Origin of the sequence: Cupriavidus alkaliphilus (assembly GCF_014191175.1) — a bacterium.
Lineage (GTDB): Bacteria > Pseudomonadota > Gammaproteobacteria > Burkholderiales > Burkholderiaceae > Cupriavidus > Cupriavidus alkaliphilus.
The window spans coordinates 216,259-237,224 of sequence record NZ_JACHWE010000003.1 but is presented as its reverse complement, the minus strand read 5'-3'; the positions used below and the strand labels follow the sequence as shown (position 1 = coordinate 237,224).

General features: G+C 62.2%; 25 protein-coding genes. 11 read left to right on the top strand and 14 right to left on the bottom strand.

Going from position 1 to position 20,966, the window contains the following annotated elements; translation table 11 throughout:
• The gene (locus FHX60_RS12565; protein WP_183283542.1) at positions 1–1,149 is read right to left on the bottom strand and encodes a ParB/RepB/Spo0J family partition protein; all 1,149 of its coding nucleotides are present in this window, start codon (positions 1,147–1,149) and stop codon (positions 1–3) included.
• Positions 1,150–1,594: 445 nt separating this feature from the next.
• Here FHX60_RS12565 and FHX60_RS12560 point away from each other — a divergent pair, with 445 nt between their 5' ends.
• From FHX60_RS12560 to FHX60_RS12540, 5 genes are all read left to right on the top strand, one after another.
• A complete protein-coding gene (locus FHX60_RS12560; RefSeq protein ID WP_183283541.1) occupies positions 1,595–1,843 on the top strand; it encodes a hypothetical protein in 249 nt (82 codons plus the stop codon).
• A gap of 4 nt (positions 1,844–1,847) precedes the next feature.
• Positions 1,848–2,231, top strand: coding sequence for a hypothetical protein (locus tag FHX60_RS12555; RefSeq protein WP_183283540.1), 384 nt, complete (start codon positions 1,848–1,850; stop codon positions 2,229–2,231).
• A 58-nt stretch (positions 2,232–2,289) separates the two neighbouring features.
• Positions 2,290–2,547, top strand: a complete 258-nt coding sequence (locus FHX60_RS12550) for a type II toxin-antitoxin system RelE family toxin (RefSeq protein ID WP_183283539.1) — start codon at positions 2,290–2,292, stop codon at positions 2,545–2,547.
• Between the two features lie 62 nt (positions 2,548–2,609).
• The gene (locus FHX60_RS12545) at positions 2,610–2,948 is read left to right on the top strand and encodes a helix-turn-helix domain-containing protein (RefSeq protein WP_183283538.1); all 339 of its coding nucleotides are present in this window, start codon (positions 2,610–2,612) and stop codon (positions 2,946–2,948) included.
• Between the two features lie 119 nt (positions 2,949–3,067).
• A complete protein-coding gene (locus tag FHX60_RS12540; RefSeq protein WP_183283537.1) occupies positions 3,068–3,352 on the top strand; it encodes a hypothetical protein in 285 nt (94 codons plus the stop codon).
• A gap of 9 nt (positions 3,353–3,361) precedes the next feature.
• Here the strand turns inward: FHX60_RS12540 and FHX60_RS12535 are convergent, their stop codons facing one another.
• From FHX60_RS12535 to FHX60_RS12505, 7 genes are all read right to left on the bottom strand, one after another.
• Positions 3,362–3,877, bottom strand: a complete 516-nt coding sequence (locus FHX60_RS12535) for a DUF2514 family protein (RefSeq protein WP_183283536.1) — start codon at positions 3,875–3,877, stop codon at positions 3,362–3,364.
• On the bottom strand, positions 3,870–4,283 hold the full coding sequence (locus tag FHX60_RS12530; protein ID WP_183283535.1) for a hypothetical protein: 414 nt from the start codon (positions 4,281–4,283) through the stop codon (positions 3,870–3,872). The genes FHX60_RS12535 and FHX60_RS12530 overlap by 8 nt, the downstream gene beginning before the upstream one ends.
• Positions 4,284–4,374: 91 nt before the next feature.
• Entirely contained in the window at positions 4,375–5,016 is a 642-nt protein-coding gene (locus FHX60_RS12525) for a glycoside hydrolase family 19 protein (protein ID WP_183283534.1), read from the bottom strand.
• A gap of 50 nt (positions 5,017–5,066) precedes the next feature.
• Entirely contained in the window at positions 5,067–5,384 is a 318-nt protein-coding gene (locus tag FHX60_RS12520; RefSeq protein ID WP_183283533.1) for a hypothetical protein, read from the bottom strand.
• Between the two features lie 79 nt (positions 5,385–5,463).
• Positions 5,464–5,637, bottom strand: a complete 174-nt coding sequence (locus FHX60_RS12515) for a hypothetical protein (RefSeq protein ID WP_183283532.1) — start codon at positions 5,635–5,637, stop codon at positions 5,464–5,466.
• Positions 5,634–5,921 (bottom strand): hypothetical protein, encoded by a 288-nt coding sequence (locus tag FHX60_RS12510; RefSeq protein WP_183283531.1) that lies wholly within the window; start codon positions 5,919–5,921, stop codon positions 5,634–5,636. Before FHX60_RS12510 ends, FHX60_RS12515 begins: the two co-directional genes overlap by 4 nt.
• Before the next feature lie 104 nt (positions 5,922–6,025).
• Positions 6,026–6,271: a hypothetical protein gene (locus tag FHX60_RS12505; RefSeq protein ID WP_183283530.1), complete on the bottom strand. Its 246-nt coding sequence runs from the start codon at positions 6,269–6,271 to the stop codon at positions 6,026–6,028.
• A 54-nt stretch (positions 6,272–6,325) separates the two neighbouring features.
• On the opposite strand from FHX60_RS12505, the gene FHX60_RS12500 reads away from it, so the two are divergent.
• Both FHX60_RS12500 and FHX60_RS12495 read left to right on the top strand, forming a co-directional pair.
• The gene (locus FHX60_RS12500) at positions 6,326–7,615 is read left to right on the top strand and encodes an H-NS family nucleoid-associated regulatory protein (RefSeq protein WP_183283529.1); all 1,290 of its coding nucleotides are present in this window, start codon (positions 6,326–6,328) and stop codon (positions 7,613–7,615) included.
• Between the two features lie 17 nt (positions 7,616–7,632).
• On the top strand, positions 7,633–8,091 hold the full coding sequence (locus FHX60_RS12495; RefSeq protein WP_183283528.1) for a hypothetical protein: 459 nt from the start codon (positions 7,633–7,635) through the stop codon (positions 8,089–8,091).
• A 284-nt stretch (positions 8,092–8,375) separates the two neighbouring features.
• Here FHX60_RS12495 and FHX60_RS12490 read toward each other — a convergent pair whose 3' ends face one another.
• The 3 genes from FHX60_RS12490 to FHX60_RS12480 form a co-directional block, all read right to left on the bottom strand.
• Positions 8,376–9,473 (bottom strand): hypothetical protein, encoded by a 1,098-nt coding sequence (locus FHX60_RS12490; RefSeq protein WP_183283527.1) that lies wholly within the window; start codon positions 9,471–9,473, stop codon positions 8,376–8,378.
• Positions 9,470–11,077: an AAA family ATPase gene (locus tag FHX60_RS12485; RefSeq protein ID WP_183283526.1), complete on the bottom strand. Its 1,608-nt coding sequence runs from the start codon at positions 11,075–11,077 to the stop codon at positions 9,470–9,472. The genes FHX60_RS12490 and FHX60_RS12485 overlap by 4 nt, the downstream gene beginning before the upstream one ends.
• A 240-nt stretch (positions 11,078–11,317) precedes the next feature.
• Positions 11,318–12,598 (bottom strand): tyrosine-type recombinase/integrase, encoded by a 1,281-nt coding sequence (locus tag FHX60_RS12480; RefSeq protein WP_183283525.1) that lies wholly within the window; start codon positions 12,596–12,598, stop codon positions 11,318–11,320.
• Positions 12,599–12,842: 244 nt separating this feature from the next.
• Here FHX60_RS12480 and mutS point away from each other — a divergent pair, with 244 nt between their 5' ends.
• A complete protein-coding gene (mutS, locus tag FHX60_RS12475) occupies positions 12,843–15,467 on the top strand; it encodes a DNA mismatch repair protein MutS (protein ID WP_260163865.1) in 2,625 nt (874 codons plus the stop codon).
• Positions 15,464–16,504, top strand: a complete 1,041-nt coding sequence (locus FHX60_RS12470; RefSeq protein ID WP_116601769.1) for a hypothetical protein — start codon at positions 15,464–15,466, stop codon at positions 16,502–16,504. Before mutS ends, FHX60_RS12470 begins: the two co-directional genes overlap by 4 nt.
• A gap of 66 nt (positions 16,505–16,570) precedes the next feature.
• On the opposite strand, the gene FHX60_RS12465 is transcribed toward FHX60_RS12470, so the two are convergent.
• The gene (locus FHX60_RS12465) at positions 16,571–17,098 is read right to left on the bottom strand and encodes an FKBP-type peptidyl-prolyl cis-trans isomerase (protein ID WP_025582242.1); all 528 of its coding nucleotides are present in this window, start codon (positions 17,096–17,098) and stop codon (positions 16,571–16,573) included.
• 11 nt (positions 17,099–17,109) lie between these two features.
• Between FHX60_RS12465 and FHX60_RS12460 the strand changes: the two genes are divergently transcribed.
• Both FHX60_RS12460 and FHX60_RS27710 read left to right on the top strand, forming a co-directional pair.
• On the top strand, positions 17,110–18,315 hold the full coding sequence (locus tag FHX60_RS12460; RefSeq protein ID WP_181487008.1) for a cupin domain-containing protein: 1,206 nt from the start codon (positions 17,110–17,112) through the stop codon (positions 18,313–18,315).
• Between the two features lie 198 nt (positions 18,316–18,513).
• Positions 18,514–18,756 carry a hypothetical protein gene (locus tag FHX60_RS27710; RefSeq protein WP_092313758.1) on the top strand — a complete coding sequence of 81 codons (243 nt, stop codon included), beginning with the start codon at positions 18,514–18,516 and terminating at the stop codon, positions 18,754–18,756.
• Between the two features lie 87 nt (positions 18,757–18,843).
• Here FHX60_RS27710 and FHX60_RS12455 read toward each other — a convergent pair whose 3' ends face one another.
• Both FHX60_RS12455 and bamC read right to left on the bottom strand, forming a co-directional pair.
• A complete protein-coding gene (locus FHX60_RS12455) occupies positions 18,844–19,632 on the bottom strand; it encodes an MBL fold metallo-hydrolase (RefSeq protein WP_112775380.1) in 789 nt (262 codons plus the stop codon).
• A gap of 67 nt (positions 19,633–19,699) precedes the next feature.
• Positions 19,700–20,938, bottom strand: coding sequence for an NlpB/DapX family lipoprotein (bamC, locus tag FHX60_RS12450; protein ID WP_183283523.1), 1,239 nt, complete (start codon positions 20,936–20,938; stop codon positions 19,700–19,702).
• Positions 20,939–20,966: the final 28 nt, after the last annotated feature.

The window sequence follows — 20,966 nt, the reverse complement described above, 5'->3', positions numbered from 1 at the left end:
TTAGTTCTTCTCGATTTTGTTCTTTGCGGACACACTGTTTGCTTTGACGGCCATCATCGCCTCGACGGTTTCCACCTTTAGCTTTACTTCGGCGACAAATGACATCAACTCGGGGTTACCGTCGTATTTTGTCGCTAGCGACAACACCTTCTCAGCCTTGGCCATCAACTCGCCAAGCGCATGGTTGAACATCGAGCCGCCCTCAATCTCAGCAAAAGCCGTAGACAAAGGTTCACCGGCGCGGAGTCTCAAAAGGGCTCGCTCATTCCCTAAGCAGCGGCCCAATTGAGCCAAGTGAGGATTCTGACTAAGCACCAGCGGTTTTACCTTATCTCGCTTGGAGCCGTAGACGTATGTTAGGACTTCCCTTAATTCTTCAGACTTTTCAGCAGGAATCGGTGCTTCACTTGGATTGTTATTCCAGCCGAGCTCCAATCCCAAAAAATTACGATACTCCGGTCGATCAAGCGCCGTATATAGATGCGAAAATGCAAAGCGCCCTTTATTAAATCGATCCTTAATCTCAAAAAGGCCTTGGCGCTCCGCTTGATCGGCTACCAGGATGGCGCCAATGTAGGAACGCACGGTATCGTTCGTGTCGCCCGTTTGGCGAGCAATCTGATCAATCGTTAAACCGTTGGCCTGGTCTTTGCGGTACCACTCCGCAACAAATCTTGCTTTGGCGTAGGCGTCCCACCGTTGAGGACCATTGATGTGCTTGAAGCCAATGAAAGAGTGCGCATCCTCAGGGTTGGCCACACGAAACACCAACACGTCCGAGAAAGAGTCAAGGACCTTCTGTGTGACTTCTGGCAAAGAGACTTTGCAGTCCTTTGCCAGCTGGGGGTCACTGAGCAGCTTCATTGCTGCCAGTCGTCGGTTGCCCTCTAGAACCTTGTAAGGACCACCATCGTTCCCATGAATGATCAGTGGCTCTAGATTGAGATAGGTGTTCGTTGCGATGGAAAGGACCAGTTCGTCCAGCGCGGCTATCTCCCGATAGGCGCTAATGATAGCGACGTCATCAGATACGGCCCACTCATCCCCGGTCATCAGGCGAGGATTAGACTTATCAAATTCAAGTAGCTCAAATGCCACTTTTTGAACTGAGCCTATGCTAGGAATTAGATTTGTGGTTTGCGCTTGCACAATGGGCTCTGGCTGGGAGGTTAAGCGACGAAGTATAGCCTAACGGCTTCTCCCCGAACGCGCTGCAAGCCCCTGAAATCATGAGGAATCCTCTGCGCTCTTGAGCCATCTCTCCCTCCGCGGCCCTCCCTCAAGGCCCTGCTTTCGGTTCCTCCCCCAGACGCGCAGTCCTTTGGTGCAGTGGCTCATGCTGCGAAGGTGCAACCGGCACGCCAGCGCACATGGAGGAGGCGTTTGCTGTCGCGCCGGGAACGTGCTTCCAACCCTACATTGGCATGGCGCCACAGGCCAACAGCTGTTTATTTGCATTACAGCCTCCAGCCTGTAATGCACGCGATACGACAAGTAAAGGGTGACGTCAATCTCCCGCCACGTCAGGTCCTGATGTTTGGATGGCTGGCGGACGACACTGTATATTTATACAGTCCATCACAAACACCACCCAATGGCCACCACTATCTGTCTCGAAGCCCATTACTTCGGCGAGGACCACAAAGAGCTGCGCCTGCCGTGCGAGGCTGTCGCTGCTGCGGGCGGCGGCCTGATCGTCACCGGCGTTGAGCTGCGCCCGCTCCAGAAGCTGAAATGGCGCCCGGATTACCTGTCCTACTGGGCGGACGGTCAACTGCTGCGCCTGGCTGTCGGGCCATGGATTGCTGTGGCGCCGATGACGGTGCGCTTTGCGCTGCGCTGACGCCATGGCGATCAAGGTGCCGCTGGATCTTCCAGCGCTGACGGGAGAGGAACTGCGAGACATCGGGCTGCGCCATCGCAACCAGGATGTGAGGGATCTGCTGTGGGAGATTGCGCGGCTGCGCGAGACGATACAGCGGGCTCACTACATGGCGGAGCGGCTGTACGAGAAGGATGGGGTGATGGGGCAAAGCTGGATGCAACAGCTCATGGCCGAGCCGTGCATCATCGAGGCGCTAGAGGCCGATTACGGCAGCGGCACGCCGGGCTCGCGGGGCTGGCGCGGGGAAGTGCGCACGCCGGAGCATGAGGTTCGGCTGGCCACCATGCAGGCGGAAGCGCGAGGCCGCATCGCCAAGCGGCGCGCCCGGGCACGGGGAAAAGAATAAACCTATATTTTCCCGACTCTACTTGCAATATACCTATATTTTCCCTATACTGCTGTGCATGGACAACGCGATCCGGTGGGCGCCAAAGGCGCTGAAACAGGCGAGTAAGCTGGACCGGCCTACTCGAACCAAAATCTACACGGCAGTACAGGAACTGAAGGAGATGCCGAACACAAGAAACGTCAAAGCGCTAGAGCGACACAAATATGGCTACCGCCTTCGAGTTGGAAATTACAGGGTGTTGTTTGATTGGGATGGCGAAATCAGGATCGTGGATGTACAGGAAGTAAAGATCCGAAACGAGAACACCTACTAAGACAAGGGGCCGGCCGGGAAACCGGCCCCTTCAGATCCCCCGCCTCAAGACAGAGGATTACGATGGACACACCGCAAAACATCCAGATCATCAACGACGCCCAAGGACACCCCGCATTTGTTGTGATCCCATATGCCGACTACCTGGCACAACGCGATCAGGACAAGGACCTGGTGCCCAACGAAGTAGCGCGCCGCATCCTGGTCGATGACATGACGCCCGTGCGGGCGTGGCGTGAGTACCTTAGCCTGACGCAGAAGGAAGTGGCCGCGCGCCTTGGCATCAGCCAGCCGGCCTATGCCGAACAGGAAAACAGCACTGGCAAGCTACGCAAGGCCACTCGCGAGAAGATCGCCACGGCGCTCGGCATCACCCCCGGACAGCTCGACGTAGTCGCCTGATCCGCGTTAGTGTCACTGTCCATTTAAGCCGGCCTAGCGCCGGCTTTTTTCATGGCCTTGTCGGTTTCACGCCGGATTGTGTATCGTTGGGCCCTTCCCAAAACAACAGGATAGGGGTCATGGTCCGAAAAATTGCACTGGCAGCTGCAGCAGCGACAACTCTTCTGGCCGGTTGCGCCGGCACATCGTTCGAGTGGAATCAGGCGCGGGCGGTCAAGGTTGGAATGACCGAGGCAGAACTGGAGGGAATCATGGGCAAGCCGTACATGGTGACCACTCGCGGCGAACAGACCATTTGGGTCTACAGCCACGCCAATGCTCTTGCCGGGAGCACTCGGTCGGCCAGCTTCATTCTGAAAGATCGCAAGGTTGTCAGCACGCCTACGATCCCCGACCAGTTCTGACACGCCGCCTTACGGCTTGCCGGTCAACGCATCGTAGGCCTGCTCGCAGGCGTGCCCCGCGATCCGGGCGGCGTCAGCGTATTCAGCCAGGATTCCCGCTCGGCGGTCACACCGGCCGAGCACGTCGACGAGCACTCCGATGGGGTCTGCGGCTGGCGGGCTGCCGCCGGCAGTGGCGGCACCATCGGCACGGCGCTCGGCGACATAGGCGGCAAGTCGCGCGCGCAGCTGCTCAGCGATACGGCCAGCAGCGCGAGCATCCTCCAATGCCACATTCCTCTGTTTCGTTGCTTCATTTGCAATCTCCGATTGTTTTTCGATGCGGCGCTGGTCCTCGCGCCTGGCATCATCCAGCTCTATAACTTTCGCGGCATTGGTGTCCGCGCGCTGCTTCTCCGTCTTGGCGTCCTGCCGCGCGAGCTGCACGTCCTTGCGCCAGCCGTTGGCTACCCAGCCGGCGCCAAGCAGTGCCGCGACGGCCAGCAACACCGCAACAAGGCGCCACGGCACCGCGCGCTCAACCATGTTGCCCCCCGCCTGCAATGACGTCGCGCACATCGCCGACCACGTCAGCCAGATCCTTGTCCCGACGGCGGTCGATGAAGTTGAATAGCCAGCGCACCAGCGCCCAGCCGGGCAGCCCACAGGAAAACACCAGGCCGAATAGCGCCACCAGGCCGATGTAGTTGTGCGTCCAGTGCTCCAGCTCGAAGTACTGGACCACGGCGGCCCCGCCGGCGATGCTCGACACCAGCGTGCTGATCAGGGCGACAGCCCATTCCCCGCGCGTGCGCGGCCGCATCATCAGCATGACGACGAAGGCGGCGAGCCCGCTGGCCCCGGCAGCGATGCCAGCCGCTCCGCCCATCGCCTTGAATGCAGCCGCTCCGGCCGCTCCTGCAGCGGCACTGCCGCTGATCGGTTCCGACATGTTTTGACCCCGCATAGTGAAAAGCCCGCGCGTGCGGGCTCTGTAGTTACTTGATGGATTGTCGGCGCCCTGCTCGGGCGCGATCGGCTGCTTATCCCAGCAGCACCTGTTTGGCGCGGTCCCAGCGCGCTTGCCGATCCTCCAGGCCATTGACACCTCCATTGATGCGTCGCGTCAGGCCGACGAAGTCGCCGGCGTCGATCAATTGATTGCAGCCGTGGGCGTACCAAAACCACGCCGCGGATCGCGCAGCCAGGCGGTCGTCCGTGGCTAGCAGCTCGGGCCGCGCGACCAGGTCGACGCCGAGCGCAAAGCCGCAGTCGCGGTGGTTGTCGGCGAACGTGATCTGCTTGAGGCCATGGCCACGGTATCGCCAGCCATCGCCACTCGCGGCGTCCCCGTTGCCGTAGCGGCCGGCGTAGACGATGCTGGCAATGCGTTGCTGCCGATCGGAGGGCACCGCCCGCTCACCGGGCTGCCGGCCCAGCGAACTGGCCAGCTTGGCCGGCATGCGCGTGCGGAAGGTGGCCACCAGGCCCGGCACCGAGTAATCGAAGGACTCCGCCAACGTGGAGAAGCCCTTCGATTCATGGCCGACCTGGGCAATCCAGGCCGCCACCCGGTGCGGGAGCAAGATGCCGAATTCGAACAGCGCGGCGTCGACGTGCGGCCACCAGCGGTCGGCCAGCGCCTCGCCGAGGCCTGCGGCCAACTGAAATGTCTTCTTGTCCATAACGCAAGTGAAAGCGCCGCCCGGAGGCGGCGGCATTGTTCGGCTGGCGCTCAGAGGACCTGGGCGCCGGAGAAGACCCAGCGGTCTGGGCTCATGCTCCAGGAGGGGTCGCCTTCCGGCGGCACCTCGTCGGTGGCCAGCATCTGCTCGAACCACGGCAGAGCCGGCTGGTTCACCGGCGGCACCTCGTAGAGCTGGACGTGCCAGGTATGCATGGCCTGACGGCCAGCCGCGTGGGCGGCCTCGTTGAAATAGCTGTTCACAACGACGACGCTGCGATTGTTCGCCAGGTCGGCCGTATAGCTCACGATCACATGATGGTTGGCCAGCGCGCCGGTCGTCGGCGTTTCGATAGCTTTTTGAAGCATGTATTCCCCTTTTTGCTGCCCGATGGGCAAAAGAAAAGCCGCTCGCTGGCGGCTGTCGGTTGAAAGACGGATGCGGCGATCAGTCAGGTTTCGGGTGTCGGTCCTTGATCTCCTTGATGCGGTCATAGAATCCGTTGACCTTGGGAAGCTCGCCGCGATCCATGGCATGCCATAGCGCGTCCAGCTGCTCTTCGATCGGCGGATACTCGCCCTTGCGGCGGGGGGCGTGGTCGGGGCGGTGGCGAATCTTCATGCTGACACCTCCACCACGAAGCTCGCATCCAGCGCCGGGAAGGCCTCCACCGTGACGGCGTACATACCCGGGCCCGACAAATCCAGCTCAGCCAGGGGCTCATCGCAGTCATAGCGCGCACCGTCGATGACGATGACGCACGGTACCGGGAGATCCCGCAGCGTCATGCCATCGAGCCGGGCCGTGTTGACCGGGCGTTCGACCAGCGCACCCTCCTTAACGTAATGGGTGGCGCCGTCTGGCCACCCAGGCCAGAACCGCTTCCCTTCGTTCTCCTGAAGCACTGGATGATGCTCGGCTGGAGAATGAAATGTGCCCCCAATCTGCCGTCACCTTGGTATGGAGTGCAGCGCCCGCTTTCCGGCATTGTGCTTGCATCAATCATGACTTACCTCTTGAGGATAACGACGGTGCAGAAATACGCGTTGCCATATTCTTCCGGCGCGTAGTAGTAGGTCCCCGGCGCCAGAGATAGTCCGACGGACGCCCCACCCATTCCCGAAGCCATCATCGCTCCGGTGTTGTAGTTGACTACTCGCATGGTCCCGAGCTTGCCAAGGGCGAGATCGACGTACGCAACAGCAAGCTGGCCAAGTTCGTCACGCTGGAGGCCTACGAGGCCGCCGGCGGCCATGTCGAGCGCGAGCTGTTCAGCGACGCCGGCAACGGCTACCTCGCTGACAGCGCCTTGCTCGAGCAGCTGGCCAGCGACAAGCTCGAAGCGGCCGCCGCCGACCTCCGCACCGAAGGCTGGGGCTGGACCGAGGCGAAGCCGGATTTCCAGAACTATCAGGTGCACTACGATTACGAGCGCCTGCCCTATTCGACCACCACCTCTCCCAGCAAGACGCAGAAGGCGCGCATAAAGGCTCTGGAGAAGGAACGCGCCGAGGCCGAGAAGGCGATCGATCAGCTCGAAGAGGACGACGACTATGGCGACGCGCACGATGAGCATTCCGCCCGACTGGAAGCCATCAACGACGAGCTTGCCGCCATCGAGGAGAGCCGACAGGATTGGAGTGCTGCGGATAAGGCGAAGAGCGGCGCGATCCTGGCTATCACCGAGGGCGGCGTGCTGCAGATCCACCGTGGCTTGGTCGTCAAACAGAAGATCCGTACCACCGGCTCCGGCAGCGATGACAGCGGCACGCCGGCGAAGAAGGCCGCCGACAAGGCAACCCTGTCCGCCAGTCTGGCCAGCCGCCTGACCGCGCACCAAACCGCCGCCCTACAGCTGCACCTGGTCGAGCAGCCGACGCTGGCGCTTGCCGTGCTGGTGCATGGCTTGCTGCTGAAACTCTTCCGCGACGCCAGCTACAAGTTCGCATCTCTCAGCGCGCTGGACCTTTCTGTCAGCGACAAGATGCACGGCCTGCCCGCCATCGCCGACGACCTTGATCGCAGTCCCGCCTCGATCCGCCTGCAGGAGCTTCGCGCGCAGCTTCTCGCCGACCTGCCGAAGGCCGACAGCGCACTACTGGCGCATCTGATCGCCCTGCCCCAGCAGGATCTGCTGCAACTGGTCGCGCTCTGCACCGCCGCCTGCACCAGCGCCGTCTCTACTGCCGAGGGCGCGTGCGCCGCCGACGCCGTCGCAGAAGCCGCAGGCCTAGACATGGCGGACTGGTGGTCGGTCACCGCCGGCAGTTACTTGAGCTTCGTGCCGAAGACCATGGCGATCGCTGCCGTTACCGAGGCCTGCGGCAAAAAGGCCGCGGCCCCACTGGCCATCATGAGGAAGGCCGACTTGGCCGCCAAGGCCGAGAAGCTGCTTGCCGGCACCCGCTGGCTGCCGAAGATCCTGCGCGGACCGAAGAAGACCGCACCCAAGGGCGCCCCAACCAGAAAGCCGGGCCAGCCCGCAATCCGCTACTGCGACGAGAACGGCAACACCTGGACCGGCCGCGGCAAGCGCCCCGGCTGGGTCGAGGCAGCCCTGAAAGCCGGTAAGTCGCTTGACGAGCTGCTGGTCAGCTAACCACACCGGAGATCTCCATGGCAAAGCGCAACCGCAACACCCGCGTGCCGTTAATCACCAGCATTGGCGCGCGCATCACAAAAGAGCAAGGCATTCGGCTCGCCGCCACCTCGCGCGACGCTCACACCTTCCGAAAGGCGCCCCGCGCTCACACCGACGACATCGCCGTGGATCAACTGGCCAGCGCGATGAAACGCAAGCTCGCCAAGTGCCGCGCCGCCGGCCGCGGCGGCTGGGACGATCCCATGGGATGCTCGATCGAGCGGCTTGCCGCAATGCTGGGCGAAGCCGTTTGCAAGGGCGACCCAGTCGATGTGGCCAACTTCGCCATGATGCTGCACGCGCGCGGCGGCGATCACCAACTCATCTCACAGACAGCCATACGGGCGCTCCTGTGGGGCAGTCGCGAAGACCAGTCGCAGCGCATCGCCGAGTTCGAAGCGCGCCTTGCCGAGGCGAACGCCACCCCGCAATAACTGCACCACAGCTTTGATCGTTACGGCCACCGCGGGAGTGATCTTCGCCGCGGTGGCACCTACGCTGCCATTCTGCAGGCCAGGTGGATGACATCCATCGCCGCTTGGCTGCCTTAGCTTAGATCCAATGCCCGGACTATGGGAATACTCCGTCCTTCGCTTCTAGCCGCGCTCACCTGCCGACTCTCGGCCGATCAGACAATAAATCCGAAATCCGAAACAGCGATGCCCCCCTGGATGCCGCAGGCTGATGCCAGAAGGAGCACCAGGGTTCGATAAATGCATTAGCTCCTACTAGGCTTTGGCGCCATAGCCATAAGGCAGACCACTTTTCCGATGGCATTCCAGAGATCGGAATTAAAAGAGGACTTTGCCCTCTCCGCCGCCTTATGAGGACTGATTCCCTCCAAATGCCTTTGAACATGCTCGCTCAGCGCACTACCGAAGCCTCTGAGCACATACCTTTGACAGACGCTATCCCTGCCACACTGCGCTTGCGGCAAGCAACAATCTGCGCAATCAATGCCCTCAGCAACAGCAATTGGCTCCCAGAAATTTCGGCTGGCGGAATTTTCTCCTAAATTTCTGATCCACTTCGCATGGACGCCATCCTTTAGATTGGCGTGGTTGATTACTTCGCTTCCATGAAGATGATGAAGCCTGCTAACGTTGGAAACACGTTCTTGCAGTTCTGGTGGAACAGCGTCTGCTACTAGATTATGCGGCAGCACATTTTCGATCGTTCTACCCGAAACGTGAGCATGCAACGCTACCCAAGAGCCCCGCCTGACCTCGCCCGCGCACATTTGCGCAATGTCGCCGAGCGAATCTGCAGGGCAACATCGGTCTGAATCGGTCAGACAAACCACCCACTCCCGTCGCTGCTCAATATATCTTCGTAATTCCTGTGAAGTTCCCGCGCCATTTCCATTTCTCGGTACCCCATGAATTTGTATAGGGCCCAGTTTATTATTGATGACGTAATGCCTAGCAGCTTCCGTATAGAGTTCTGCATCCCTGGAATTTTCACCCAACAAATTAACCGGCTGAACACCATGATCAACGATGCTACTCAAAGGGACTTCCCATCGCCCCCCCGCAACTTGGCGACACGCCGGTATATCGGAACGGATGATAACTCTGTAACCAAAGCTAGACAAAAATCCTGCGGTCGTCGCATAGCTCGACCGAACACCATCAATAACGACCCGAGACTCCTTTGTGATACCAGGAAATGTCAAAAGATAATCCAGAACAGCTCGCCCCGAAAATAAAAAATGATAGCCGCGCCGTACTGCCGCACATACCGATTCGATAGCAAAACGAACCTCGCCCTCTGGCGCATCCGAATCGATAATCGATGAATCAAATTCAATTATCATTCGTATGCCGTTCCAGAAAAGAAACCGAAAGGCCAATTCTCCAAAACGCCTTCCTCATCGAATCCGACACTTCGCACGGATGCCGGCGCTGAATGATCCGTCTGCTCAAAGAGAAGAATCTGGACGTCGTCCTTCGGAATTACCTTTGTCGCCACCAACTCGCCGAGACGATTCACGAGCGCGGAACTATGAGTTTCAGCGATGATGCTCAATGCTATTGGGCCAGGGTTCGCTTTCTTTGCCTCACCAATCGTAGCCACAAACAAGTCAGCAATCCGCCCCTGATAGGCTGGATGCAGGTGCAACTCCGGTTGTTCGATCACAATACAACTTTGCGTATTATTGCCGGATCTACGCCTGACTTCTAAACGCGGATGAGCTGAGGCCCACAATTGAGTTGCGATCGGCAATATCTGGGAGTATCCGAAACCCATGTCCGCCAAATTCGTGGCTTCTTGCGAATCGCCGAGTGCAATCTTCATTTCAATTTGAGCCCCCTCCACCGCTGGCGCAACGCGAAAGTCCAAATGCGCCTTCAACCAATTGTTGAATTGGCCGAAGCCAAGGTGCTTCTTGAATGAATTTATGAAAATTGCCAGATTATCACCCTTTGGATCAATTTCAGTGAGTGACAATTCTTGTTGGCGATAGAAGCGCTGGGCCGTTGCACGTATAGGCTCCATGTAGCGCACCCCATCGGCAAAGCCACCAAGCTTTTCGTTTAAGCTTTGCAAAATGCCCGAAAGAGCCTCCATAAAGCTAGCGCAGCGCAGGTTCCGCAACCCGCTTCCATTCACTACAAATTTCTTAGCGTTCTCACGCCACGATGGCGGCCCGCTTCTAGAACCCTGTATTGAAAGTAGGCAAGTATCCCTATCGGCAATAACAACTTGCCTTGCTGCACTATTCATGCTTGCATGGCTAGCATTGCCATGAATATAGGCGCGCAAGTACGAATGAAACAACTCTTTAAGTGGCGCACCCGGATAAATTTTTCTGGTTTTGCTCTCGTCGCGAGCATCAATATTTGAAAAATAAATATCCGGCAGAAATTGACCAGTCGTCACATGGCCTATTATTTCGCCATCAGCCTTAGGCCGCCAAATTACTGAGCCGCACTGAATATATTCAACGAGATTATCCTCAGATATTTTTAGATCACAAGTCAAATCGAACATCTTTAGGTTGACATTCGATATATAAGATTCACCCTTCTCCGACTCTGCGATCGAGACACGAACTACTGCAGTCGCTTTGGCAGCGAGCATTCCAGCACTACGGCGGAATCCAACAAAATCTGTATGGGTTATTATTCCCGGCTCAACATCGAATGCAAATGAGAAGGATATTTCCCTCTTATCTGCATGCCGACTTACCGCCCGCGAAAAATCACCATAATCAACATATTTCCCCCACCACAAAACCGGAGCACTTCGGACTGCCTCACCACTTTGCCGCAAAAGTGGAAATATCCGAGAAAATGAGCTTTTTCCCGCGCTATTTTTACCAACCAGAAGCGTTATCGGCTTCAGATCAATAAAATCTGTATCCAAGATCCCACGAAGATTTTCGATCCTTAACTTACTAACCTGCGTGACCTTCATATTTGGCCCTACCTATAGTTTTTTGCATTGTGCGTCAGCCTCCTCTGCGTGGCAACCCCGCCGAAAGCGCTTGCGAAGCCCGAGAAACTGGATGTTTAAAAATTAGCGCATTACCAATGGTGGCGATCGGAAATGAGAAGCTAACTTGGCGAGGCCCCCGCCCCCGCAGCGCCGCCCCCCGGGCGGAAACCCACGGCCATTCGCATCCCTCTCACCGGTACATTTCGGATTCCGATAAGCCTAGCGAAGAGCCTCCAGGCTCTCTAGCTTCTGCGATAGCTTTGCCAGCCACTCGTGTCGCTCTCGGTCATAGGTATGTCGGTTGTAGACCCCTTGCACGCCGGGCAGCATGTGCCCGAGGATGGATTCCGCTACCTCGGTGGGGCAGCCCATAGACGCTAGGAGCGTGCGCGCAGTGCGGCGGAGGTCATGCGGAGCCCAGTGGGTAACGGTCAACCGGGGGCGCTGGTCCTCTGGCCGAGTCTTGGAATATGGCTGATGGTAGTGCACGGCCGTCTGAATGGTCTTCTGTTCGGTCGGGCCGCCGACCCTGGACGGGAATAGATATCCATCGCCAGCCACCGCCAGCCGCCGGCGCACAATCTGCTCGGCCTGGCCGAATAGCGGCACGCGCAGGTCCGTCGCGCCCTGCCGCTTGGCGTTCTTTGTCTTCGCCTTCGGGATCGTCCACCAGAGACCGTCACTCTCCTCGCTGATCTCGGCCGCCTCCATCGAGACTATCTCCGACCCGTGCGTGCCGGTCCATAAGTAAAGCGCCAGTGCGTCAGCTACGATGCGACTGAAGTTTGGAAGCCACCGGATCAACTCCCCGACCTCGCTTTCGGTTAGAACGCGCTTAACTTCTCCAACGGACTTCCCCTGGATCTTCTTGCCGGCGCTGCGCAGGCGCCCACGCATGATCTGGCGCCACCAGTTCGGCACCGCTTCGGGCAGCCGCCCGGAGTCCAAAGCGTAGTCCCACACCGCCCCCAATTCCGAGCGGAGTTTCGCTGCCTGTACTGGGATGGATGCGTGTGAGTTCAACAGATCAAAGGCCTGTGCGCGCGTAATGGTTTCGGGCCGCGCAGCCGCCAAATCGCCCAACATGGTGTTGAACATGCGCCGCACTTCCTTGGCGCCCTTCAAGGCCCGATTGCGCTCGACGTGGCCAACCAGGTAGTCCTCACACAGGCGACGAACGGTGTACGGCCCGGCCTGCGGTAAACTCCCTTCCTTGACCGCTTGCGCGAGCGACCGAGCGGCGCGCTTCTCGGCCGCCACGTCACAACCAGCGTCCCGGGCTGCACGCAGCTTTTCCCACTCGACTATCGCAGCGGCGGGCGACATCGCTGGCCAAGCACCGATCTTCGTTTGCTTCATACGCCCATCGAGCGGCGATTTGTATCGATAGATCCAGGTGCGCCGCGTGGCATTGCATTCAAGGCGCAGGCCCGGGTGGTCAGGGATTGTGAGATGCTCACCAGGTTGCAGCTGCTTGGCGGCGCGGGCATCGAAGTACATGGCGTAGGTTTTCGGCAGCGTAGGTTTTGCCGCAAACGCTAATGAAGGCAGCGGCGTAGGCTTCCCGGCATGATGCGTCAAAAACCTACGCTGGCGCCCTGAGTGTAGTGAAGTGACCAGAAGCGTTCGGAGCACAAGCGGACGAACACTAAACACCCGCGAAGCTAGACGAGCAAAGGGATTGCAGGAGAAAAACAAGTTGAATCAGGAAGTTGCAAAACCCGTCGCGGAGAAACACACCCCGATGATGCAGCAATATTTGCGCATCAAGGCGGACCACCCAGACACCCTGCTGTTCTACCGCATGGGTGACTTCTACGAACTCTTCCATGACGATGCCGAGAAGGCCGCGCGCCTGCTCGACATCACGCTGACCGCGCGCGGCTCGTCGAATGGCGTGCCGATCCGCATGGCCGGCATCCCCTTCCACTCGGCCGATCAGTACCTGGCGCGGCTGGTAAAGCTGGGCGAGTCGGTGGCGATCTGCGAGCAGATCGGCGACCCCGCCACCAGCAAGGGGCCGGTGGAGCGCAAGGTGGTGCGCATCGTCACCCCCGGCACGCTGACCGACGCCGCGCTGCTGCCGGACAAGGCTGATACCTTCCTGATGGCAGTGCACCAGCAGACCACGCGCCGCGGCGTCAGCAAGACCGGGCTGGCATGGCTGAACCTGGCCAGCGGCGAGCTGCGCCTGATGGAATGCGAAGCGGCGCTGCTGGGCCGCGAGCTGGAGCGCATTCGCCCGGCCGAGCTGCTCTATGCCGATGGCATCGAACTGCCCGCGCTGGCGTGCGCCCGCACGCGCCTGCCGGAATGGCATTTCGACCAGGATGCCGGCACGCGCCGGCTGCGCGAGCAGCTGGGCGTGGCCAGCCTGGACCCGTTCGGCTGTGCCGGGCTGGGCGCCGCGCTGGGCGCGGCCGGCGCGCTGCTGAACTACGCCGCCACCACGCAGGGCCAGTCGCTGCGCCATGTGCAGGGCGTGAAGGTCGAGCGCGAATCGGAATATGTCGGACTGGATTCCGCCACGCGGCGCAACCTGGAACTGACCGAAACCCTGCGTGGCGGCGAGTCGCCCACGCTGTTCTCGCTGCTGGACACCTGCTGCACCGCCATGGGCAGCCGCGCGCTACGCCACTGGCTGCACCACCCGCTGCGCGACCCGGCGGTGCCGCAGGCGCGCCAGCAGGCCATCGGCGTGCTGATCGACCAGGGCACCGACGCGCTGCGCGCGGCGCTGCGCCGGCTGGCCGACGTCGAGCGCATCACCTCGCGGCTGGCGCTGCTCAACGCGCGCCCGCGTGACCTGTCATCGCTGCGCGATACGCTGCGCGCACTGCCCGAGGTGCAGGCCTGCCTGCGCGACGACCAGGGCAGCCTGCTGCTGGTGCAGACCCTGCAGGACCTGGCCGTGCCGCAGGACTGCCTGGACCTGCTGGTGCGCGCCGTGGCCGAAGAGCCCGCCACCGTGGTGCGCGACGGCGGCGTGATCGCCCGCGGCTTCGATACCGAGCTCGACGAGCTGCGCGATATCTCCGAGAACTGCGGCCAGTTCCTGATCGACCTGGAAGCGCGCGAGCGCGCGCGCACCGGCATTGCCAACCTGCGCGTCGAATTCAACCGCGTGCACGGCTTCTATATCGAGGTCACCAACGGCCAGGCCGACAAGGTGCCCGACGACTACCGCCGCCGCCAGACCCTGAAGAACGCCGAGCGCTACATCACGCCCGAGCTCAAGGCCTTCGAGGACAAGGCTCTGTCGGCGCAGGACCGCGCGCTGGCGCGCGAGAAGCAGCTCTACGATGGCCTGCTGCAGGCACTGCTGCCGCATATCGGCGAGCTGCAGCGCGTGGCTGGCGCGCTGGCGCGGCTGGACGTGCTGGCGGCACTGGCCGAGCGCGCGCAGACGCTGGACTGGTCGGCGCCGGAGCGCGTCGCCGAGAACGTGGTCGACATCGTGCAGGGCCGCCATCCGGTGGTCGAGGGCCAGCTCGCGGCGGAGTCGGTGGCGTTCATCGCCAACGACTGCCAGCTCAACGAGGCGCGCAAGCTGTTGCTGATCACCGGCCCGAACATGGGCGGTAAATCGACCTTCATGCGCCAGACCGCGCTGATCGTGCTGCTGGCCTGCGTCGGCGCCTATGTGCCGGCGCGGCGGGCGGTGATCGGGCCGATCGACCGCATCTTCACCCGCATCGGCGCCGCCGATGACCTGGCCGGCGGGCGATCGACCTTCATGGTCGAAATGACCGAGGCCGCCGGCATCCTGCACCATGCCACGCCGGCATCGCTGGTGTTGATGGACGAGATCGGCCGCGGCACCTCGACCTTCGACGGCCTGGCGCTGGCGTGGGCCATCGCGCGCCATCTGTTGTCGCACAACCGCAGCCATACCCTGTTCGCCACGCATTACTTCGAACTGACCCAGCTGCCGCAGGAGTTCCCGCAGGCGGCCAACGTGCACCTGTCGGCGGTCGAGCATGGTGATGGCATCGTGTTCCTGCACGCGGTGCAGGACGGCCCGGCCAGCCAGAGCTACGGCCTGCAGGTGGCGCAACTGGCCGGCGTGCCGCAGCCGGTGATCCGCGCCGCGCGCAAGCACCTTGCCTGGCTGGAGCAGCAATCCGCCGATGCCACGCCCACGCCGCAGCTCGACTTGTTCGCCGCGCCGCCGACGCCGGACGGCGACGACGCCTGGGACCACAACGCTGCCGCCACGACCGCCTCCGCCCCCGCGCTGGCCCCGGAGCAGGCAGCCGTGATCGACGCGCTGGCCGACATGGATCCGGACACGCTGACCCCGCGCGCGGCGCTGGAGGCGCTGTACCGGCTCAAGGCGCTGGCGGGCGAGGCGGTCGATACGGCATGAAGGCGCTGCGCCGGGCCCTGCCGACCCTGCTGCTGCCATGGCTGTGCCTGGCCGCGATGGCGGCTGCCGCGCCGCAGGCGCTGGCGGCGCGGGCACCGGCCAAGCCGCAGGTGGTGCGCGTCGCGCTGGTCGCCGACCTGCCGCAATGGCCCGCCGCGGAAGCCAATCTGGCGACGCTGCTCGACCACTTCGCCGAGCGCAAGCTGAACCTGGTGATCCATGCCGGCGGCATCAAGGGCGATACGGAGTCATGCAGCGATGCGGTGCTCGGCAGCCGCCAGCAGCTGCTGAACCAGTCGCCGCTGCCGCTGATCTACGTGCCGGGCGAAACCGACTGGTCCGAATGCAGGCTGCCGGTCAACGGCAGCTTCGACCCGGTCGAGCGGCTGAGCCGGCTGCGCGAATTGTTCTTTCCGGAAGACGCCACGCTCGGACGGCAGACGCGGCCGCTGGTGCGGCAATCGGACCAGGCGCTGTTCCGCAGCTTCCGCGAGAACATGCGCATCAGTGTCGGCGACGTGCTGATCGTTGGCCTCAACGTGCCGGGCGACAACAACCACTACCGCGACGAAGGCGGCCGCAACAGCGAGTTCGAGGACCGGCGCGAAGCCAACCGGCAGTGGCTGGCACGGGCGTTTTCGGTGGCGCGCCAGCGCGGCCTGAACGGCATCGTCGTGGTGGCCCATGCCGATCCGCATTTCGCCAACGGCTGGGAGAAGAAAGGACGGCCTACGCTGCTCGACGGTTTCATGCGCCATCGCACGCGCGACGGCTACCTCGAATTCAAGCGCCAGCTGCGCGACCTCAGCGCGCGCTTCAACGGCCAGGTGTTGCTGGTGCACGCCGCCGGCAGCGGCGCCGACAACGGCTTCGGCATCGACAAGCCGCTGCGCGACGCGGCCGGCAAGGTGCTGCAGAACTTCACGCGCGTGTCACTGCCAGCCAGCTCGATCTCGCAATGGGCCGAACTGGTGATCACGCCCGCCGCGGCGTCGCCGTTCGCGGTGGTGCTAAAGGATGCCCCGGCACCGAACTGACGCGCGCGCCAAAGCAAAGAAGCCGGCAACGGCCGGCTTCCTGTAGACAGCACTGCAAGCGAAGGCTCAGTGCAGCGTGCGGGGGGTATCGTCGTCCTCGTCTTCGTCCACCACTTCAACGCCCGAGGCGCCGTGGGCGTGGCCATGCTCGACTTCCTCGGCGGTGGCTTCGCGCACCTCCGAAACCTTCAGCCAGAAGCGCAGCGCCATGCCGGCCAGCGGATGGTTGCCGTCCAGCACGACCTTGTCCTCGGCCACGTCGGTCACGGTGTAGATGACGGAGTCTTCTTCGTCGCCGTCCTCGGGCATGCCTTCGAACTGCATGCCGACTTCGAGCGGCTCGGGGAAGCGGTTGCGCGGCTCGACCTTCACCAGGTCGGCATCGTAGTCGCCGAACGCATCTTCCGGCTCCAGCTGCAGCTGGGTCTCGAAGCCGGTGTCATGGCCGTCGAGCGCTTCCTCGATCTTGGGGAACGTGCCATCATAGCCGCCGTGCAAATAGACCATGGCTTCATCTGACTCCTCGATCAGATTGCCTTGCGCGTCCGATAGCTTGTACATCACGGACACCACCGTGTTCTTAGCGATTTTCAATTCTTGACTCCATGAACGATTCCGCATTATACGCGCAGGCCCTGCCCCCTGGCCCCGTCGATCCAGACACTCCGCTCGACCTGCTTGGTGGCATGACGCCTGCTGCATTCATGCGGGATGTCTGGCATCGCAAGCCCATGCTCATTCGACAGGCGGTGCCGGGAATTGTGCCGCCGGTGTCGCGCGATGCGCTTTTCGATCTCGCCGATCGCGACGAGGTCGAATCGCGCCTGGTGACGCACTTCCGCAACCGCTGGAAGCTCGCGCATGGTCCATTTGCGCGCGAAAACCTGCCCGGCGTCAAGACCCGCCAGTGGACCTTGCTGGTGCAAGGCGTCAACCTGCACGATGCCGCCGCGGCGGAACTGATGGGCCGCTTCCGCTTCGTGCCCGACGCGCGCCTCGACGACGTGATGATCAGCTACGCCACCGACGGCGGCGGCGTGGGTCCGCACTTCGACTCGTATGACGTGTTCCTGCTGCAAGTCTCGGGCCGGCGCCGCTGGCGCATTTCGTCACAGACCAGCCTCGAGCTGATCCCCGACATGCCGCTGAAGATTCTTGCCGACTTCAGCGCGGAACAGGAATGGGTGCTGGAACCGGGCGACATGCTGTACCTGCCGCCGCAATATGCGCACGATGGTATTGCCGAGGGCGAATGCATGACCTGCTCGATCGGTTTCCGTGCGCCCGCCTATCGCGAATTGGCCGGCCACTTCCTGGCCTGGCTTTCGGAAACAGTGGAAGACAACGAGGATCTCGGCGGCCGTTATGCCGATGCCGGCGAGCGTGCCGCGACACGTCCCGCGCAATTGCCGGCCGGCATGGCCAAGGCGGTGGCGGAACGGCTCAAGTCACTGCAATGGAACAGCCAGATGGTGTCGGAATTCCTCGGCAGCCATCTGTCCGAGCCCAAGCCTGGCGTTGAATTTGCAGAGATCGCTGACATGCCGTTGCGCCGTTATGCGACACTGGCGTCCCGGCATGGGGTGGTGCTGGCGCCGGCATCGATTGCGCTTTACGACCGGGCCAATTTCTTCCTGAATGGAGAAGCCTACGAGCCGCCGGCCGAGTTGATGCCGTGGCTGAAGAAGTTGGCCGATAATCGGCAGCTTAGTGCCCAGGAGGTGGGAAACTGTGCCGAACTGCCCGATCTGATGGAAACATTCCATCACTGGACCCTGGAAGGATGGTTGCAATTGGGGCCGCGGCTGTAATAATGCGTAACATTGCGAATCAGCAAATGTCGGCGCTACACAAGCCGGGAAAACGCGGATATAATCGTTGGCTGGCTAGTACTGTGGACCACTGCATATGTCGGCACCCGGGAGGGCCTAATTTTGCAGTTCAAGAGCGATAATTACCGGTAATTATTCATCGCCTGTTTTTCGTTATTACAAGTTAAAGGACGAACAATGAAGAAGTCTCTCCTGATCGCATCGCTGCTGGCCGCTGTTGCTCTCGCTGCTTGCGGCAAGAAGGAAGAAGCTGCCGCCCCGGCCGCTGACACGGCTGCTCCGGCTGCTACCGCTCCTGCTGCTGAAGCTTCGGCTCCGGCTGCTGAAGCCCCGGTCGCTCCGGCTGCTGACGCTTCGGCCCCGGCTGCTGACGCCTCGGCTCCGGCTGCTGACGCTTCGGCTCCGGCCGCCAAGCAGTAATCGGTTCCTGACCGATAAAAAAACCGGCCTTCGGGCCGGTTTTTGTTTTTGGGGCGCGCCCTCGCACGGCCCCTGCCGCCTCGGGCCTCAGGCCCGCACCGCCTGCCACGCCAGGCCTTCTTCCTGATCCGCCACCAGCACTTCGCTCGGCCTGGCGCCCAGCGCCGCCGCCAGCGCGCCGGTGGCCAGTGCACGCGTATTGTTTTGCTTGCTCAGGTGGGCCGCCACCACGCGGTTCAGCCCGTCATGGGCTACCTGCGCCAGGATGCTGGCCGCCACTTCATTGGCCAGGTGGCCGAAGTCGCCGCCGATGCGCCGCTTGAGCGAGGCCGGATATACCGAATTGCGCAGCATCTCGCGGTCATGGTTGCATTCGAGCACCAGCGCATCGACGCCCGCCAGGCGCGCGGTCACATAAGGCGTTTCCATGCCCGCATCGGTCAGCACGCCCAACCGTGCCTGCCCGTCCGACAGCACGAACTGCACCGGCTCGCGCGCGTCGTGCGGCACGGTATAGGGCAACACGTGCAGGCCGCCAATGGCGAAGCCATGGTCGGCGCAGCAGACCCGCACGTCGGCCACGTCGGCACCGCGCAGGTGCGAGGTGGCCAGCCAGGTGCCGTGGCTGGTATAGACCGTCAGGCGATGACGGGCGGCAAAGGCATAGGCCGAACCGACATGGTCGCCATGCTCGTGCGTGACCAGCACGGCGTCCAGCTGGTCCGGCGTGACGCCCAGGCGCTCCAGGCGCCGGGCGGTCTCGCGGATGCCGAAGCCGCAGTCCAGCAGCACGCGCGTGGTGGTGGTGTCTTCGCGGGATTCGATCAGCAGCGAGTTGCCCTCGCTGCCGCTGCCGAGGAAGGCGAAGCGCATCATGGCCGCGCCCTCCCCGCCAGGCACCGGCCAGGACGGCCGGTTGGCAAGCCAGCAATCATGCGCCGGCTCAGTGCAGTTGCTCGTCGATCAGCGACAGGATGCGCTTGCCGACTTCGCCGTTCTCCGGCTGGCCGGCGTCGTTGAGCACCGTCACCAGCGTACCGCTGCCCGTGCCCTTGAGCGAGACGCGGTACTTCTTGGCGGTCTTGGGATCGTCCGGCTTGGTGAACAGCTTGGAGAAGAAGCCGCGGTTGTCGACCGTGTTGCGCGGGTCGACATAGCGCACGAAGTACAGCCCCTGCCCGCGATCGCGGTCTTCGACGGTAAAGTTGACGCGGTCCAGCGACAGCCCCACCGAGCGCCAGGCGCGGTCGAACGGCTCGGGCAGCTGCAGCGCCGGAGCCCCGTTGACCTGGGCCAGGTACGACTTGTTCGGCGCGGCGCCATCGGTGCCGGCCGTGGCACCCGCTGCGGCAGCGGTGCCCGCGGCAGCGCCCGCCGCCGCCGCGGTATTGCCGGCCGGCGCCGGGTTCTTGGCCATGCGGTCGGCCTGCTCCTTCTGCACGCCCAGGCGCTGGGCCAGGCGCGACAGGAATTCGGCTTCCAGCTCAGGATCGGCCGGCCGCGTGGTCCAGACCGTGCTGGACTTGTCGATGCCGGTCAGCTGTTCCTGCGCGCCGCGGTGGCTGATGAAGACTTCCAGCGTGCCGTTCTGCGCGCGCTCGACGCGGGTGCGGAACTTGTCGCGCTCCGAGGTCGAGTACAGGCCGTCGAACACCTTGCCGATGGTGTTGCGGATGATGTCCTGCGGGATCTTGGCGCGGTTCTCGGCCCAGTCGGTTTCCATGATGCCGGTCTCGGGCGAGTCCTGCACCAGCAGGAAACCGCTCTCCTGCCAGAAGCCGCGCAGTTGCTGCCACAGCTGGTCGCCGCGCATGCCATTGCTGATCACCAGCCAGCGCTGGTTGCCGTCGCGCTCCATGCGGATGCCCTGCGCCGACGGCAGCACGTTCTCGGTCGGCGATTGCTCGCGCACCTTGGTGGCCTGGCTGTAGGTCGACAGCGTCGAGGTGCCGTTGGCATCGGGCACCGAGTAACGGCGGTCGCCTTCCAGCTTGGTCAGGTCGGGCGGCACGTCCAGCGTGGGCGTGCGCTTCGAGGCCGACGACTTGTAGTCGATCTTGTCGGGCTGCATGGCCTCGTTGAGGCTGCTGCAGCCGGTCAACACACCGGCGGCGAGCACGGGCACAACCAGGGCGGCGCGGCGGACTTGCGTCGCGCCGCGGCGGTTAAGCTTCAGTTTCATTGACACGCAATCCTAATAGATAAGGCGG

Excerpts from the sequence above, each read along its gene's own strand:
- FHX60_RS12495 (WP_183283528.1), top strand. The coding sequence starts at position 7,633 with ATGGCAAAGCGCAACCGCAACACCCGCGTGCCGTTAATCACCAGCATT.
- FHX60_RS12455 (WP_112775380.1), bottom strand. The coding sequence starts at position 19,632 with ATGATGCGCTTCGCCTTCCTCGGCAGCGGCAGCGAGGGCAACTCGCTG.
- FHX60_RS12550 (WP_183283539.1), top strand. The coding sequence starts at position 2,290 with ATGGACAACGCGATCCGGTGGGCGCCAAAGGCGCTGAAACAGGCGAGT.
- FHX60_RS12485 (WP_183283526.1), bottom strand. The coding sequence starts at position 11,077 with ATGAAGGTCACGCAGGTTAGTAAGTTAAGGATCGAAAATCTTCGTGGG.
- FHX60_RS12515 (WP_183283532.1), bottom strand. The coding sequence starts at position 5,637 with ATGAAGATTCGCCACCGCCCCGACCACGCCCCCCGCCGCAAGGGCGAG.
- mutS (WP_260163865.1), top strand. The coding sequence starts at position 12,843 with ATGATGCAGCAATATTTGCGCATCAAGGCGGACCACCCAGACACCCTG.
- FHX60_RS12480 (WP_183283525.1), bottom strand. The coding sequence starts at position 12,598 with ATGTACTTCGATGCCCGCGCCGCCAAGCAGCTGCAACCTGGTGAGCAT.
- FHX60_RS12520 (WP_183283533.1), bottom strand. The coding sequence starts at position 5,384 with ATGCTTCAAAAAGCTATCGAAACGCCGACGACCGGCGCGCTGGCCAAC.
- FHX60_RS27710 (WP_092313758.1), top strand. The coding sequence starts at position 18,514 with ATGAAGAAGTCTCTCCTGATCGCATCGCTGCTGGCCGCTGTTGCTCTC.
- bamC (WP_183283523.1), bottom strand. The coding sequence starts at position 20,938 with ATGAAACTGAAGCTTAACCGCCGCGGCGCGACGCAAGTCCGCCGCGCC.
- FHX60_RS12460 (WP_181487008.1), top strand. The coding sequence starts at position 17,110 with ATGAACGATTCCGCATTATACGCGCAGGCCCTGCCCCCTGGCCCCGTC.
- FHX60_RS12560 (WP_183283541.1), top strand. The coding sequence starts at position 1,595 with ATGGCCACCACTATCTGTCTCGAAGCCCATTACTTCGGCGAGGACCAC.
- FHX60_RS12545 (WP_183283538.1), top strand. The coding sequence starts at position 2,610 with ATGGACACACCGCAAAACATCCAGATCATCAACGACGCCCAAGGACAC.
- FHX60_RS12505 (WP_183283530.1), bottom strand. The coding sequence starts at position 6,271 with ATGGCCGCCGGCGGCCTCGTAGGCCTCCAGCGTGACGAACTTGGCCAG.
- FHX60_RS12540 (WP_183283537.1), top strand. The coding sequence starts at position 3,068 with ATGGTCCGAAAAATTGCACTGGCAGCTGCAGCAGCGACAACTCTTCTG.
- FHX60_RS12470 (WP_116601769.1), top strand. The coding sequence starts at position 15,464 with ATGAAGGCGCTGCGCCGGGCCCTGCCGACCCTGCTGCTGCCATGGCTG.
- FHX60_RS12530 (WP_183283535.1), bottom strand. The coding sequence starts at position 4,283 with ATGTCGGAACCGATCAGCGGCAGTGCCGCTGCAGGAGCGGCCGGAGCG.
- FHX60_RS12535 (WP_183283536.1), bottom strand. The coding sequence starts at position 3,877 with ATGGTTGAGCGCGCGGTGCCGTGGCGCCTTGTTGCGGTGTTGCTGGCC.
- FHX60_RS12555 (WP_183283540.1), top strand. The coding sequence starts at position 1,848 with ATGGCGATCAAGGTGCCGCTGGATCTTCCAGCGCTGACGGGAGAGGAA.
- FHX60_RS12490 (WP_183283527.1), bottom strand. The coding sequence starts at position 9,473 with ATGATAATTGAATTTGATTCATCGATTATCGATTCGGATGCGCCAGAG.
- FHX60_RS12525 (WP_183283534.1), bottom strand. The coding sequence starts at position 5,016 with ATGGACAAGAAGACATTTCAGTTGGCCGCAGGCCTCGGCGAGGCGCTG.